Source organism: Pseudomonas nunensis (assembly GCF_024296925.1).
In the GTDB taxonomy this organism is placed as follows: Bacteria; Pseudomonadota; Gammaproteobacteria; order Pseudomonadales; family Pseudomonadaceae; genus Aquipseudomonas; species Aquipseudomonas nunensis.
In genome coordinates this window covers 6,968,078-6,982,633 of record NZ_CP101125.1, presented here as the reverse complement: position 1 = coordinate 6,982,633, position 14,556 = coordinate 6,968,078, and the positions used below count along the sequence as shown (strand labels likewise).

14 protein-coding genes are annotated in these 14,556 nt (G+C 57.3%); 2 read left to right on the top strand and 12 right to left on the bottom strand.

Annotated features, from left to right (window positions below):
• The first annotated feature begins 18 nt into the window (after positions 1-18).
• Entirely contained in the window at positions 19-2,223 is a 2,205-nt protein-coding gene (locus NK667_RS30900; RefSeq protein ID WP_054616801.1) for an OsmC domain/YcaO domain-containing protein, read from the top strand.
• A 74-nt stretch (positions 2,224-2,297) separates the two neighbouring features.
• Here the strand turns inward: NK667_RS30900 and NK667_RS30895 are convergent, their stop codons facing one another.
• Positions 2,298-2,825 (bottom strand): single-stranded DNA-binding protein, encoded by a 528-nt coding sequence (locus tag NK667_RS30895; RefSeq protein ID WP_010467282.1) that lies wholly within the window; start codon positions 2,823-2,825, stop codon positions 2,298-2,300.
• Between the two features lie 9 nt (positions 2,826-2,834).
• Complete coding sequence (locus tag NK667_RS30890; protein WP_054052253.1) at positions 2,835-4,232, bottom strand: MFS transporter; 1,398 nt, start codon at positions 4,230-4,232, stop codon at positions 2,835-2,837.
• 191 nt (positions 4,233-4,423) lie between these two features.
• Between NK667_RS30890 and uvrA the strand changes: the two genes are divergently transcribed.
• Entirely contained in the window at positions 4,424-7,258 is a 2,835-nt protein-coding gene (gene uvrA, locus NK667_RS30885) for an excinuclease ABC subunit UvrA (protein ID WP_054616802.1), read from the top strand.
• Between the two features lie 77 nt (positions 7,259-7,335).
• Here uvrA and bfr read toward each other — a convergent pair whose 3' ends face one another.
• From bfr to rplO, 10 genes are all read right to left on the bottom strand, one after another.
• Positions 7,336-7,800 (bottom strand): bacterioferritin, encoded by a 465-nt coding sequence (gene bfr / locus NK667_RS30880; RefSeq protein WP_007933692.1) that lies wholly within the window; start codon positions 7,798-7,800, stop codon positions 7,336-7,338.
• Positions 7,801-7,955: 155 nt separating this feature from the next.
• Positions 7,956-9,404 carry a catalase gene (locus tag NK667_RS30875; RefSeq protein ID WP_054616803.1) on the bottom strand — a complete coding sequence of 483 codons (1,449 nt, stop codon included), beginning with the start codon at positions 9,402-9,404 and terminating at the stop codon, positions 7,956-7,958.
• Between the two features lie 241 nt (positions 9,405-9,645).
• Positions 9,646-10,032 (bottom strand): 50S ribosomal protein L17, encoded by a 387-nt coding sequence (gene rplQ / locus NK667_RS30870; RefSeq protein ID WP_008145500.1) that lies wholly within the window; start codon positions 10,030-10,032, stop codon positions 9,646-9,648.
• Positions 10,033-10,074: 42 nt separating this feature from the next.
• Positions 10,075-11,076 (bottom strand): DNA-directed RNA polymerase subunit alpha, encoded by a 1,002-nt coding sequence (locus tag NK667_RS30865; RefSeq protein WP_003186012.1) that lies wholly within the window; start codon positions 11,074-11,076, stop codon positions 10,075-10,077.
• Positions 11,077-11,098: 22 nt separating this feature from the next.
• Entirely contained in the window at positions 11,099-11,719 is a 621-nt protein-coding gene (gene rpsD / locus NK667_RS30860; protein WP_003210056.1) for a 30S ribosomal protein S4, read from the bottom strand.
• Positions 11,720-11,737: 18 nt separating this feature from the next.
• Positions 11,738-12,127: a 30S ribosomal protein S11 gene (gene rpsK, locus NK667_RS30855; protein ID WP_002555466.1), complete on the bottom strand. Its 390-nt coding sequence runs from the start codon at positions 12,125-12,127 to the stop codon at positions 11,738-11,740.
• A gap of 30 nt (positions 12,128-12,157) precedes the next feature.
• A complete protein-coding gene (gene rpsM, locus NK667_RS30850) occupies positions 12,158-12,514 on the bottom strand; it encodes a 30S ribosomal protein S13 (RefSeq protein ID WP_003186020.1) in 357 nt (118 codons plus the stop codon).
• 130 nt (positions 12,515-12,644) lie between these two features.
• Positions 12,645-12,761 (bottom strand): 50S ribosomal protein L36, encoded by a 117-nt coding sequence (rpmJ, locus tag NK667_RS30845; protein WP_002555468.1) that lies wholly within the window; start codon positions 12,759-12,761, stop codon positions 12,645-12,647.
• Between the two features lie 27 nt (positions 12,762-12,788).
• Complete coding sequence (gene secY, locus NK667_RS30840) at positions 12,789-14,117, bottom strand: preprotein translocase subunit SecY (RefSeq protein ID WP_003228718.1); 1,329 nt, start codon at positions 14,115-14,117, stop codon at positions 12,789-12,791.
• Positions 14,118-14,555, bottom strand: a complete 438-nt coding sequence (gene rplO, locus NK667_RS30835; RefSeq protein WP_007896782.1) for a 50S ribosomal protein L15 — start codon at positions 14,553-14,555, stop codon at positions 14,118-14,120. It lies immediately after the preceding gene.
• Position 14,556 lies beyond the last annotated feature (1 nt).

The window sequence follows — 14,556 nt, the reverse complement described above, 5'->3', positions numbered from 1 at the left end:
TTATTCTGGTAATCCCCCATGGAAATCAAGGTCAACTTTCTCGACAACCTTCGGCTTGAAGCAAAGTTCGATGACTTCACGGTGGTGGCCGATCAACCTATCCGCTACAAGGGCGATGGCTCGGCACCGGGCCCGTTCGATTACTTCCTCGCTTCATCGGCGTTGTGTGCGGCGTATTTCGTGAAGCTGTACTGCGACACTCGCAGTATTCCCACCGAAAATATCCGCCTGTCGCAGAACAACATTGTTGATCCGGAAAACCGCTACAACCAGATTTTCAAGATTCAGGTCGAACTGCCTGCGGATATTTCCGACAAGGACCGCCAGGGCATCCTGCGTTCCATCGACCGCTGCACCGTGAAAAAAGTGGTGCAGGCCGGGCCTGAGTTTGTCATCGAAGAAGTGGAAAACCTCGACGCCGACGCCCAGGCGTTGTTGATGCCGGCTGCCAGTTCAGAGGCGAGCACTTTCATTGCTGGCAAGGACCTGCCGCTGGAGCAGACCATCGCCAACATGTCGGCCATTCTGGCGGACCTCGGCATGAAGATTGAAATCGCCTCGTGGCGCAATATCGTGCCCAACGTGTGGTCGCTGCACATCCGCGACGCGCACTCGCCGATGTGCTTCACCAATGGCAAGGGCGCGACCAAAGAAGGCGCATTGGCGTCGGCGCTGGGCGAGTTTATCGAGCGACTCAACTGCAACTTCTTCTACAACGACCAGTTCTGGGGCGAAGACATCGCCAACGCAGAGTTTGTGCATTACCCAGATGAACGCTGGTTCAAGCCTGGCCGCAAAGATGCATTGCCGAGCGAAATCCTCGACGAGTACTGCCTGAAGATTTACAACCGCGAAGGCGAGCTGCGCGGCTCCCACCTGATCGACACCAACTCGGGCAACGAAGAACGCGGCATCTGCTCGCTGCCGTTCGTGCGTCAGTCGGACGGCGAAGTCGTGTATTTCCCATCCAACCTCATCGAAAACCTGTTCCTGAGCAACGGCATGAGCGCCGGTAACACGCTGGCCGAAGCCCAGGTGCAGTGCCTGTCGGAAATCTTCGAGCGTGCGGTAAAACGCGAAATCATCGAAGGCGAATTTGCCCTGCCGGACGTACCGGCCGACGTGCTGGCGAAGTACCCTGGGATACTCGCCGGGATTCAGGCGCTGGAAGAACAAGGGTTCCCGGTGCTGGTGAAGGATGCGTCCCTGGGCGGTGAATTCCCGGTGATGTGCGTCACGCTGATGAACCCGCGCACTGGCGGTGTGTTCGCCTCGTTCGGCGCGCACCCAAGCCTGGAAGTGGCGCTGGAACGCAGCCTCACCGAATTGCTCCAGGGCCGCAGCTTCGAAGGTCTCAACGACTTGCCGCAGCCGACGTTTGAAGGCCATGCGGTGACCGAGCCGAATAATTTCGTCGAGCACTTTATCGACTCCAGCGGCGTGGTGTCGTGGCGCTTCTTCAGCTCCAAGTCCGATTACGAATTCGTGGAGTGGGACTTCTCCGGCCAGGGTGAAAACTCGAATGCCGAGGAAGCCGCGACCCTGTTCGGCATTCTCAAAGACATGGGCAAAGAAGTGTACATGGCGGTCTACGAGCATATCGGAGCGAAGGCCTGCCGCATCCTGGTGCCGGACTACTCGGAAATCTATCCCGCCGACGACCTGATCTGGGATAACACCAACAAAGCGCTGTTCTTCCGCGCCGACATCCTCAACCTGCATCGCTTGGACGAAGAAGAACTGCGAGCATTGGTGGAGCGTCTGGTGGAAAGTGAGCTGGATGACTACACCGACATCACTTCGTTGATCGGCATCGAATTCGACGACAACACGGCGTGGGGTCAGTTGACGATCCTGGAGTTGAAGCTGCTGATTTATCTCGCCCTGCAGCAATACGAAGAGGCAAAAGAAGCGGTGGAAATGTTCCTGCAGTACAACGACAACACGGTTGAGCGCGGCTTGTTCTACCAGGCCGTCAACGTGGTGCTGGAGATGAAACTGGACGAAGACCTGGAACTGGAAGACTACGAGGCCAATTTCCGCCGGATGTTTGGCAACGAGCGCACGGATGCAGCGATTGGTTCGGTGGACGGCAGCGTGCGCTTCCATGGCTTGGCGCCGACCAGCATGAAATTGGAGGGACTCGACCGGCACCTGCGGTTGATCGAGAGCTACAAGAAACTGCACTCGGCACGGGCTAATGTGACCGCTTCAAGCCGTTAAACAACACCAACAAAAAAGCGAAGCCAGATGAATGGCTTCGCTTTTTTTGTTTACGGTTCTGAGAAAGCTACAAATCAGAACGGGATATCGTCATCAAAGCTGTCGAAATCCGGAGCCGGTTGCGGCGCTGCCTGCTGTGGAGGCGGAGCCTGGCGCGACTGCTGTGGAGCCGACTGCTGCGGACGCGGAGCCTGTTGGCGTGGGGCTGGAGCGGACTGCTGGTAGTTATTGCCCCCGCCTTGTTGGTCGCCCTGTTGTGGACGGCCACCCAGCAGTTGCATGGTGCCTTGCATGTCGACCACGATTTCAGTGGTGTAACGCTTGATACCGTCTTTTTCCCACTCGCGGGTTTGCAGCTTGCCTTCGATGTAGACCTGCGAACCCTTGCGCAGGTATTCGCCGGCGATTTCGGCAACCTTGCCGAACATCGAAACACGGTGCCATTCGGTCTTCTCGACCTTCTGACCGGTTTGCTTGTCGGTCCACTGTTCGCTGGTCGCCAGACTCAGGTTGGTCACGGCGTTACCGTTAGGCAAGTAGCGAACTTCGGGATCCTGGCCGCAAGTACCGACCAATATGACTTTGTTAACCCCACGGGCCATAACGTTCTCCTAGGCTACGCACGCTGCCTCGGGCGGGTTGTTCACCAGGCGCTCGAGGGTGGTGCGATCCAATAGTTCTGTGTCCAATTTGATGTAAATCGCCGCTTCGTCTGCAACGATCACTGCATCTGTTACCCCTACGACGGCCTTCAGGCGCTCGACCAGACCCGCTTCGCGGATCGCCTCGGCCGACAACGGCAAGCGCAGACTCGTCACGTAGGGAGGTTCGCGCATGGTAACAGCAAAGGCTAGCCAAAGTGCAGCCAGGCCGGCGCATCCAAGGAACACAACCGACAAACCGCCATGCTGGAAAAGCCAGCCTCCGAGGATGCCACCGAGCGCCGAACCAAGGAACTGGCTGGTGGAATAAACCCCCATCGCAGTGCCTTTGCCGCCCGCCGGTGAAACCTTGCTGATCAGCGATGGCAAGGAAGCTTCCAGCAGATTGAACGCGGTGAAGAACACCACCGTCCCGATCACCAGGGCTCGCAAGCTGTCACCGAACTGCCAGAAGAATAGCTCAGTGAGCATCAGCGTCGCGACGGCGCCCAATAAAACTCGTTTCATTTTGCGTTTCTTCTCGCCGTAGATGATGAACGGGATCATGGCGAAGAAGGAAATCAGCAGCGCGGTCAGGTAGACCCACCAGTGCTGTTCTTTGGGCAACCCGGCTTTTTCGACCAGGGCCAGGGGCAATGCAACGAAGCTCGACATCAACATCGCATGTAACACAAAAATGCCCAGGTCCAGGCGCAGCAGGTCCGGGTGCTTGAGTGTCGGCAGTAAAGCCTGGCGTGCGACGCCGGATTCGCGATGCTGCAACGGGCCGGTAGATTTCGGCACCATGAACATCACGATCACGATGCCGAACAGCGCCATGCCGCCGGTGGCGAGGAACAGTCCGGACAGTCCGAAGGCGCGGGTCAGCAGCGGTCCAACCACCATCGCGACAGCGAACGACAGACCGATCGTCATGCCGATCATGGCCATGGCTTTGGTCCGGTGCTGCTCGCGGGTCAGGTCTGACAGCAAGGCCATGACCGCTGCGGAAATCGCGCCGGCGCCTTGCAGGACGCGTCCGGCGATAACGCCCCAGATCGAATCGGCGTTGGCCGCCAGCACGCTGCCCAGGGCGAAAACGATCAGCCCCAGGTAAATCACCGGGCGTCGGCCGATACGGTCGGAAATGATCCCGAACGGAATCTGGAACAGCGCCTGGGTCAGGCCGTAAGCGCCAATCGCCAACCCGATAAGGGCCGGGGTCGCTCCCGCCAGATCCATCCCATAGGTCGCCAGTACCGGCAACACCATGAACATGCCAAGCATACGGAAGGCGAACACCAGGGCCAGACCGCTTGCTGCGCGGGTCTCACTGCCACTCATGCGTTCGCTGTGGGGATCGTGCATGGAAAAACCTCATGTGAACCGGCGGCGATTCTACCAGTCCCATCGATTGACGGGGTATATCGCGACGCTATGACGCGCATAGATGACGCAGTCTTCATGTAAGCCTGCGCACCCCGCATTTGATAGTGTGCATCCATCCAGTATTTGGCCGTATACTCCTACGTTTTCGACGCCCGCCGAGCGAGGCCACTTTGGACAAGATCCTGATTCGTGGGGCCCGAACCCACAACCTGAAGAACATCGACCTGACCCTGCCACGGGACAAACTGATCGTCATCACCGGCCTGTCCGGCTCCGGCAAGTCTTCCCTGGCATTCGACACGCTGTACGCCGAAGGCCAGCGCCGCTATGTCGAATCGCTGTCGGCCTACGCCCGGCAGTTCCTGTCGATGATGGAAAAGCCTGACGTCGACACCATCGAAGGCCTGTCGCCAGCGATCTCCATCGAACAAAAGTCGACGTCGCATAACCCGCGTTCGACCGTCGGCACCATCACCGAAATCTACGACTACCTGCGCCTGCTTTACGCCCGCGTCGGTATTCCGCGCTGCCCGGATCACGATATTCCGCTGGAAGCCCAGACCGTCAGTCAGATGGTCGACCTGGTCCTCGCACAACCGGAAGGCAGCAAGTTGATGCTGTTGGCCCCGGTGATTCGCGAGCGTAAAGGCGAGCATCTGTCGGTCTTCGAAGAACTGCGCGCCCAGGGTTTTGTGCGTGCGCGGGTCAACGGCCGGCTGTGCGAGCTGGACGAGTTGCCGAAGCTGGATAAACAGAAGAAGCATTCGATTGATGTTGTCGTCGACCGCTTCAAGGTCCGCGCCGATCTGCAACAGCGCCTCGCCGAATCCTTCGAGACTGCGCTGAAACTGGCCGACGGTATCGCCCTGGTGGCGCCGATGGACGACGAGCCTGGCGAAGAGATCATCTTCTCCGCGCGCTTCGCCTGCCCAATCTGCGGCCATGCGATCAGCGAGCTGGAACCCAAGCTGTTTTCCTTCAACAACCCGGCCGGCGCCTGCCCGACGTGCGATGGCCTGGGGGTTAAACAATTCTTCGACATCAAGCGATTGGTGAACGGCGAACTGACCCTGGCAGAAGGCGCGATTCGCGGCTGGGACAGGCGCAACGTCTATTACTTCCAGATGCTCGGGTCGCTGGCGTCCCACTACAAGTTCAGCCTGGAAGTGCCGTTCAACGATCTGCCGGCCGATCAGCAGAAGTTCATCCTGCACGGCAGCGGTTCGCAGAATGTCGATTTCAAGTACCTGAACGACCGTGGCGACATCGTCAAACGTTCGCACCCGTTCGAAGGCATCGTGCCGAACCTGGAACGCCGCTACCGCGAAACCGAGTCCGCCTCGGTGCGCGAAGAACTGGCGAAATTCCTCAGCACCCAGCCTTGCCCGGATTGCCGTGGCACGCGTCTGCGTCGCGAAGCGCGGCACGTCTGGGTGGGCGAGAAGACTTTGCCGGCCGTGACCAATCTGCCGATTGGCGATGCATGCGAATATTTCGGCGTGTTGAAGCTGACGGGCCGTCGCGGCGAAATTGCCGACAAGATTCTCAAGGAAATCCGCGAGCGCCTGCAGTTCCTGGTTAACGTCGGTCTTGATTATCTGTCGCTGGATCGCAGCGCGGACACCTTGTCCGGCGGTGAGGCCCAGCGTATTCGCTTGGCCAGCCAGATCGGCGCCGGCCTGGTGGGGGTTCTGTACATCCTCGACGAACCGTCGATTGGCCTGCACCAGCGGGACAACGACCGCTTGCTTGGCACCCTCAAGCACCTGCGCGACATCGGCAACACGGTGATTGTGGTCGAGCACGACGAAGATGCGATTCGTCTGGCGGACTACGTGGTCGACATCGGTCCTGGTGCCGGTGTGCACGGTGGGCATATCGTCGCCGAAGGTACGCCAGCCGAAGTCATGGCGCACCCGGACTCGCTGACCGGCAAGTACCTGTCGGGCCGCGTGAAGATTGCCGTGCCGGCCAAACGTACGCCGCGCAACAAGAAGATGACCCTGTCGCTCAAGGGCGCTCGCGGCAACAACCTGCGCAACGTCGATCTGGAAATTCCGCTGGGCCTGCTGACGTGCGTGACTGGCGTCTCCGGTTCGGGCAAATCGACGCTGATCAACAACACCCTGTTCCCGCTGAGCGCCACGGCACTCAACGGCGCGACGACGCTGGAAGCTGCCGCTCACGACAGCATCAAGGGCCTGGAGCATCTGGACAAGGTTGTGGACATCGACCAGAGCCCAATTGGTCGGACGCCGCGTTCCAACCCGGCGACTTACACCGGGCTGTTTACGCCGATTCGCGAACTGTTCGCCGGCGTGCCTGAGTCCCGCTCCCGTGGTTACGGCCCGGGGCGTTTCTCCTTCAACGTGAAGGGCGGACGCTGCGAAGCTTGCCAGGGCGATGGCCTGATCAAGGTGGAAATGCACTTCCTGCCGGACATCTATGTGCCGTGCGACGTGTGCAAGAGCAAGCGTTACAACCGCGAAACCCTGGAGATCAAGTACAAGGGCAAGAGCATCCACGAAACCCTCGAGATGACCATTGAGGAAGCGCGGGTGTTCTTCGACGCGGTGCCAGCTCTGGCGCGCAAGCTTCAGACACTGATGGATGTCGGTCTGTCGTACATCAAGCTTGGTCAATCCGCGACGACGCTGTCCGGCGGCGAAGCCCAGCGGGTGAAACTGTCCCGCGAGCTGTCCAAGCGTGATACCGGCAAGACCCTGTACATCCTCGATGAGCCGACCACCGGCCTGCACTTCGCGGATATCCAGCAATTGCTCGATGTACTGCATCGCCTGCGCGACCACGGCAACACCGTGGTGGTGATCGAGCACAACCTGGACGTGATCAAGACTGCTGACTGGTTGGTGGATCTTGGGCCGGAAGGCGGTTCCAAAGGTGGGCAGATCATTGCCGTCGGTACGCCGGAAGAAGTGTCGGAGATGAAGCAGTCTCACACCGGCTTCTACCTCAAGCCGCTGCTGGCTCGCGACAAGGCCTGATCCAGGCCCATGAAAAAGCCCCTGTCACTTTGTCGGTGACAGGGGCTTTTTTGTATCCGGGGGGGTTTTTCCGGGAATCAGAACTGCGATTGCAGGTAATTCTCCAGACCGATCAACTTGATCAGACCCAACTGCTTCTCCAGCCAGTAGGTGTGATCTTCTTCGGTATCGTTCAGCTGAATGCGCAGAATCTCGCGGCTGACGTAGTCCTTGTGCAACTCGCAGAGCTCGATGCCCTTGCAGAGTGCGGCACGGACCTTGTATTCCAGTCGCAGGTCGGCAGCGAGCATGTCAGGCACTGTGGTGCCCACATCCAGGTCGTCCGGACGCATGCGTGGCGTGCCTTCGAGCATCAGGATGCGACGCATCAGGGCGTCAGCGTGCTGCGCTTCTTCTTCCATCTCGTGGTTGATACGTTCGTAGAGCTCGGTGAAACCCCAGTCCTCGTACATCCGCGAATGGATGAAATATTGATCACGCGCCGCCAGTTCGCCGGTCAGCAACGTGTTGAGGTAATCGATTACGTCTGGGTGGCCTTGCATCGCCCTACATCTCCCTGCTTGAAAGTCTGTAGTTTGAACCAAGGAGACTGTTTGGTCACGCCGAATGCGCGATAAAAGCGAAGATATTCTGAGAAAAGTGGTTTAAATAACGCAAAAACCGCCCAAATGAGGGCGGTTCTGCTTCTCGTTTAGACTTAGTTAAGCTGTACGCCCAACGCCTTTGCGATTGCTTCTCCGTACGCCGGGTCAGCGCGGAAGAAGTGCTGCAGTTGACGGTCAACGACGTCGCTGGAAACCCCGGCCATCGCGCCGGCAATGTTGTTGATCAGCAGGATCTTCTGCTCGTCACTCATCAGGCGGAACAGCGCACCGGCGTGGCTGTAGTAATCGGTATCTTCGCGGTGATCGTAACGATCCGCCGCACCGCTCAGGGCCAACGCAGGTTCAGCATAACGAGGCGCCTGTTTCGGCGATTCCACGTAGCTGTTTGGCTCGTAGTTCGGCGCAGCACCACCGTTGCTGCCGAATGCCATCGAACCGTCGCGCTGGTAGGTATTGACCTGATTGCGCGGGGCATTCACCGGCAGTTGCTGGTGGTTGGTGCCGACACGGTAGCGGTGTGCATCAGCGTATGCGAACACACGACCTTGCAGCATGCGATCCGGCGACAGACCAACACCCGGGACCATGTTGCTCGGACCGAATGCCGCTTGCTCCACTTCAGCGAAATAGTTCTGCGGATTGCGGTTGAGCTCCAGTTCGCCCACTTCGATCAGCGGGAATTCTTTCTGCGACCAGGTTTTGGTCACGTCGAACGGGTTCTCGTAGTGCGCCGCAGCCTGGGCTTCGGTCATGACCTGAATGCACACGCGCCATTTCGGGAAGTCACCGCGCTCGATCGCACCGAACAGATCCCGCTGGGCGTAATCCGGGTCGGTACCAGCCAGGCGGGCAGCGTCTGCCGGCGCAAGGTTCTTGATCCCTTGCTTGGTCTTGTAGTGCCATTTCACCCAGTGACGCTCGCCCACGGCGTTGATCAGGCTGTAAGTGTGGCTGCCGAAGCCGTGCATGTGACGGTAGCCGTCAGGGATGCCGCGGTCCGAGAACAGGATAGTGACCTGGTGCAGCGCCTCTGGAGAGTGCGACCAGAAGTCCCACATCATCTGAGCGCTTTTCAGGTTGCTTTGCGGCAGGCGCTTTTGGGTGTGGATAAAGTCAGGGAATTTCAGTGGGTCGCGAATGAAGAACACTGGCGTGTTGTTGCCAACGATGTCCCAGTTGCCTTCTTCGGTGTAGAACTTCAAAGCGAAGCCGCGAGGATCGCGCTCGGTATCCGCCGAACCGCGCTCACCACCTACGGTGGAAAACCGCAAGAAGGTAGGCGTTTGCTTGCCAACGGATTCGAACAGCTTGGCGCTGGTGTATTGAGTGATGTCGCGAGTGACGGTGAACGTGCCGTAAGCGCCCGAACCTTTGGCGTGTACGCGACGCTCAGGGATGTTTTCACGGTTGAAGTGGGCAAGCTTCTCGATCAGATGAAAATCGTCGAGCAGCAGCGGACCACGAGGGCCGGCGGAGCGGGAATTCTGGTTGTCGGCGACAGGAGCGCCACTGGCGGTCGTAAGCGTTTTGTTTTGGCTCATGCGATCTTCTTCCTCTGTCAGTTTTGGAACTGCCGGCTAATCGGCTTGGGACGGAGTATTGACCATTCATCAGGAAGGCTACAAATTCATTAATTTGTAGCGATCAATAGAAAAATACTACCAACGAAACCCGTTCGCATCATGACGGTAGAGACCGCGGTGAAGCTTGTATAAACAGCGCGTTTCTTACAGGCACAAAAAACCGGGCACTAGGCCCGGTTCTTCGTTTCAGACTGACGTCTTACTCAGCGGATACAGCTTCACCACCGGCAGGACGATCAACCAACTCGACGTACGCCATAGGCGCGTTGTCGCCAGTGCGGAAACCGCACTTGAGGATGCGCAGGTAGCCACCCTCACGGGTAGCGTAACGCTTGCCCAGGTCGTTGAAGAGCTTACCAACGATAGCTTTCGAACGAGTACGGTCGAAAGCCAGACGGCGGTTAGCCAGGCTGTCTGTCTTGGCCAAAGTGATCAGCGGCTCAGCAACGCGACGCAGTTCTTTAGCTTTCGGCAGTGTAGTTTTGATCAGCTCGTGCTCGAACAGCGACACTGCCATGTTTTGAAACATGGCCTTGCGGTGCGAGCTAGTGCGGCTCAGGTGACGACCACTTTTACGATGACGCATGGTTCATTCCTTACCAAACACAACGTTCGGTGATTACGACGATCAGGCAGTCGCCTTGTCGTCCTTCTTAAGACTTGCAGGCGGCCAGTTGTCGAGGCGCATGCCGAGGGACAGACCGCGGGAGGCCAGAACGTCCTTGATTTCAGTCAAGGATTTCTTGCCAAGGTTCGGAGTCTTCAACAGCTCTACTTCGGTACGCTGAATCAGGTCACCGATGTAGTAGATGTTTTCCGCCTTAAGGCAGTTAGCCGAACGTACAGTCAGTTCCAGATCGTCAACCGGGCGAAGCAGGATCGGATCGATCTCGTCTTCCTGCTCGACAACCACTGGCTCACTGTCACCTTTGAGGTCGACGAACGCAGCCAACTGCTGTTGCAGGATGGTTGCAGCGCGACGGATAGCCTCTTCAGGATCCAGGGTACCGTTGGTTTCCAGATCAATAACCAGCTTGTCCAGGTTAGTACGCTGCTCGACACGGGCGTTTTCCACCACGTATGCGATACGGCGAACCGGGCTGAACGAAGAGTCAAGCTGCAAGCGACCAATGCTGCGGCTTTCGTCTTCATCGCTCTGACGCGAGTCTGCCGGTTCATAACCACGACCACGAGCTACGGTGAGCTTCATGTTCAGGGCGCCGTTAGACGCCAGGTTAGCGATTACGTGATCGGGGTTAACGATCTCGACATCATGATCCAGCTGAATATCGGCAGCGGTAACCACCCCCGAACCCTTCTTCGACAAGGTCAGCGTAACTTCGTCACGGCCGTGCAGCTTGATAGCCAGACCTTTAAGGTTCAACAGGATTTCAATTACGTCTTCCTGTACACCTTCGATGGCGCTGTACTCGTGGAGCACACCGTCAATCTCGGCCTCGACTACTGCACAGCCGGGCATTGAGGACAACAGGATGCGTCGCAGCGCGTTGCCCAGGGTGTGGCCAAAACCACGCTCGAGAGGCTCGAGAGTGATCTTGGCGCGGGTTGGACTGACAACCTGCACATCAATATGGCGGGGTGTCAGGAACTCATTTACCGAAATCTGCATGGATGCACCTATTTTCTAGCCCTTACTTGGAGTAGAGCTCGACAATCAGGCTTTCGTTGATGTCGGCGGACAGATCACTGCGAGCAGGAACGTTCTTGAAAACGCCCGACTTCTTCTCAGTGTCTACTTCTACCCATTCTACGCGGCCACGTTGGGCACACAGATCGAGAGCTTGGACAATGCGAAGTTGGTTCTTTGCTTTCTCGCGAATCGCGACCACGTCACCAGCACGAACCTGGTACGACGGCACGTTTACGGTCTGACCGTTAACGCTTACGGATTTGTGCGATACCAGCTGACGGGATTCGGCACGAGTAGAGCCAAAACCCATACGGTATACAACGTTGTCCAGACGGCATTCGAGCAGTTGCAACAGGTTTTCGCCAGTTGCACCTTTCTTGCCAGCAGCTTCTTTGTAGTAGCCGCTGAATTGACGCTCGAGAACGCCGTAGATACGACGGACCTTCTGCTTTTCACGCAGTTGGGTGCCGTAATCGGACTGGCGACCGCGGCGTTGGCCGTGGATACCAGGTGCTGCTTCAATGTTGCACTTCGATTCGATCGCGCGCACGCCGCTCTTCAGAAAGAGATCGGTGCCTTCACGACGAGCGAGTTTGCATTTTGGACCAATGTAACGAGCCATTCTTTACAATCTCCTGGATTACACGCGGCGCTTCTTCGGCGGACGGCACCCGTTGTGCGGGATTGGCGTCACGTCGGTGATGCTGGCGATCTTGTAGCCACAGCCGTTCAAAGCGCGGACTGCGGATTCACGACCTGGGCCTGGACCTTTGACGTTAACGTCGAGGTTTTTCAGACCGTATTCCAGCGCAGCTTGACCAGCACGTTCAGCAGCTACTTGAGCAGCAAACGGCGTGGACTTGCGGGAACCGCGGAAACCCGAACCACCGGAGGTAGCCCAGGAAAGAGCGTTGCCTTGACGGTCGGTGATGGTCACGATTGTGTTGTTAAACGACGCGTGGATGTGGGCGATGCCATCAACCACTGTCTTTTTAACTTTTTTACGAGGACGAGCAGCAGGTTTAGCCATGATTAATTTCCTGTCGATTCGCTGGGGCGATTACTTGCGGATCGGCTTACGCGGACCTTTACGGGTACGCGCGTTAGTCTTGGTACGCTGACCGCGCACTGGAAGACCACGACGATGACGCAGACCGCGATAGCAACCGAGGTCCATCAAACGCTTGATTTTCATGTTGATTTCGCGACGCAGGTCACCTTCAGTGGTGAACTTCGCCACTTCGCCACGCAGCTGTTCAATCTGCTCGTCGCTCAGATCTTTGATCTTTGCGGCTGGGTTTACCCCAGTCACTGCACAAATCTTCTGTGCAGTAGTGCGACCAACACCATAGATGTAGGTCAGCGAGATAACAGTATGCTTGTTATCTGGAATGTTAACGCCTGCAATACGGGCCATTCAGTGGGACTCCAATTGACAGCTACCTACGCCCCGGAAGCCAAGAAATAGGGCGCGAGATAATATCGCTGTAATAACAAATAATCAACCCGGCAGCGCACTAGCTGCCGGGCTTGAAGCACAATCACACTCAGCCTTGGCGCTGTTTGTGACGCGGTTCCGCGCTGCAAATTACTCGAACAACACCTTCGCGGCGAATAATCTTGCAGTTACGGCACAGCTTTTTCACCGATGCACGAACTTTCATCACCAACTCCTCGAACCTTATGGGTACTCAGCGCAACATGCCGCTGCCGTAACCCTTCAGGTTGGCTTTCTTCATCAGGGATTCGTACTGGTGCGAAACGAGGTGCGATTGTACTTGGGACATGAAGTCCATCACAACCACGACGACGATCAGCAACGAGGTCCCGCCAAGGTAGAACGGTACGTTTGCCGCAACCACCAGGAACTGGGGAAGCAGACACACGGCCGTCATGTAAAGAGCACCGAACATGGTCAAACGAGTCAGAACGCCATCAATGTAGCGCGCAGACTGCTCGCCTGGACGGATGCCCGGAATAAAGGCACCGGACTTCTTCAGGTTTTCCGCTACGTCTTTCGGATTGAACATCAACGCCGTATAGAAGAAGCAGAAGAAAATAATCCCTGCACTAAACAGCAGAATATTCAACGGCTGACCAGGAGCGATCGACTGCGAGATGTCCTGCAACCAGCCCATACCTTCAGACTGACCAAACCAGGCACCCAACGAAGCCGGGAACAGCAAAATGCTGCTCGCGAAAATGGCCGGAATAACGCCGGCCATGTTCACCTTCAGCGGCAAGTGGCTAGTCTGCGCAGCAAAGACCTTGCGGCCCTGCTGACGCTTGGCGTAGTGAACAGCAATACGACGCTGACCACGCTCAATGAACACCACGAAACCGATAATCGCTACTGCCAGCAAACCGATGGCTACCAGGGCGAAGATGTTGATATCACCCTGACGTGCAGACTCGAAAGACTGCCCGATCGCTCTCGGAAGACCGGCGACGATACCCGAAAAAATCAACATCGAGATACCGTTGCCAACACCACGCTCAGTAATCTGCTCACCCAGCCACATCATGAACATCGCACCAGCCACAAAAGTGGATACCGCGACGAAATGGAAGCCAAAGTCACCAGTGAACGCAACGCCCTGCCCTGCCAGACCAATGGACATGCCAATTGCCTGAACGAGAGCGAGGACGACAGTGCCGTAGCGGGTGTACTGGCTGATCTTGCGACGGCCAGCTTCACCTTCCTTCTTCAACTGTTCCAGCTGCGGGCTAACGGCGGTCATCAGCTGCATGATGATCGATGCCGAAATGTACGGCATGATCCCCAGTGCAAAGATGCTCATCCGTTCCAGCGCGCCGCCGGAAAACATGTTGAACAAGCTAAGAATGGTCCCCTCATTCTGTCGAAACAGGTCCGCGAGTCGGTCCGGGTTAATACCTGGAACCGGGATGTGTGCGCCTATTCGGTAGACGATAATCGCCAGGAACAGAAAACGCAGACGAGCCCAGAGTTCAGACATACCGCCTTTGCCGAGCGCAGAGAGAGCACCTTGCTTAGCCATTTATTCCTCGAACTTGCCGCCAGCTGCTTCGATAGCCGCACGCGCACCTTTGGTGGCGCCGATTCCCTTTCCGATGGTAACAGCGCGAGTAACTTCGCCGGACAGCATGATTTTCACACGCTGTACGTTGACGTTAATCACGTTGGCATCTTTCAGGGACTGCACGGTGACGATGTCGCCTTCCACTTTGGCCAGCTCGGACAGACGCACTTCTGCGCGGTCCATGGCTTTCAGGGAAACGAAACCGAATTTCGGCAGGCGACGATGCAGCGGCTGTTGACCGCCTTCAAAGCCTGGAGCAATGGTGCCACCGGAGCGAGAGGACTGACCTTTGTGGCCACGGCCACCGGTCTTGCCCAAACCACTACCGATACCACGGCCCGGACGATGCTTTTCGCGACGGGAACCCGGCGCTGGACTCAGATCATTGAGTTTCATC

Excerpts from the sequence above, each read along its gene's own strand:
- NK667_RS30900 (WP_054616801.1), top strand. The coding sequence starts at position 19 with ATGGAAATCAAGGTCAACTTTCTCGACAACCTTCGGCTTGAAGCAAAG.
- NK667_RS30895 (WP_010467282.1), bottom strand. The coding sequence starts at position 2,825 with ATGGCCCGTGGGGTTAACAAAGTCATATTGGTCGGTACTTGCGGCCAG.
- NK667_RS30890 (WP_054052253.1), bottom strand. The coding sequence starts at position 4,232 with ATGCACGATCCCCACAGCGAACGCATGAGTGGCAGTGAGACCCGCGCA.
- bfr (WP_007933692.1), bottom strand. The coding sequence starts at position 7,800 with ATGCAAGGCCACCCAGACGTAATCGATTACCTCAACACGTTGCTGACC.
- NK667_RS30875 (WP_054616803.1), bottom strand. The coding sequence starts at position 9,404 with ATGAGCCAAAACAAAACGCTTACGACCGCCAGTGGCGCTCCTGTCGCC.
- rplQ (WP_008145500.1), bottom strand. The coding sequence starts at position 10,032 with ATGCGTCATCGTAAAAGTGGTCGTCACCTGAGCCGCACTAGCTCGCAC.
- NK667_RS30865 (WP_003186012.1), bottom strand. The coding sequence starts at position 11,076 with ATGCAGATTTCGGTAAATGAGTTCCTGACACCCCGCCATATTGATGTG.
- rpsD (WP_003210056.1), bottom strand. The coding sequence starts at position 11,719 with ATGGCTCGTTACATTGGTCCAAAATGCAAACTCGCTCGTCGTGAAGGC.
- rpsK (WP_002555466.1), bottom strand. The coding sequence starts at position 12,127 with ATGGCTAAACCTGCTGCTCGTCCTCGTAAAAAAGTTAAAAAGACAGTG.
- rpsM (WP_003186020.1), bottom strand. The coding sequence starts at position 12,514 with ATGGCCCGTATTGCAGGCGTTAACATTCCAGATAACAAGCATACTGTT.
- rpmJ (WP_002555468.1), bottom strand. The coding sequence starts at position 12,761 with ATGAAAGTTCGTGCATCGGTGAAAAAGCTGTGCCGTAACTGCAAGATT.
- secY (WP_003228718.1), bottom strand. The coding sequence starts at position 14,117 with ATGGCTAAGCAAGGTGCTCTCTCTGCGCTCGGCAAAGGCGGTATGTCT.
- rplO (WP_007896782.1), bottom strand. The coding sequence starts at position 14,555 with ATGAAACTCAATGATCTGAGTCCAGCGCCGGGTTCCCGTCGCGAAAAG.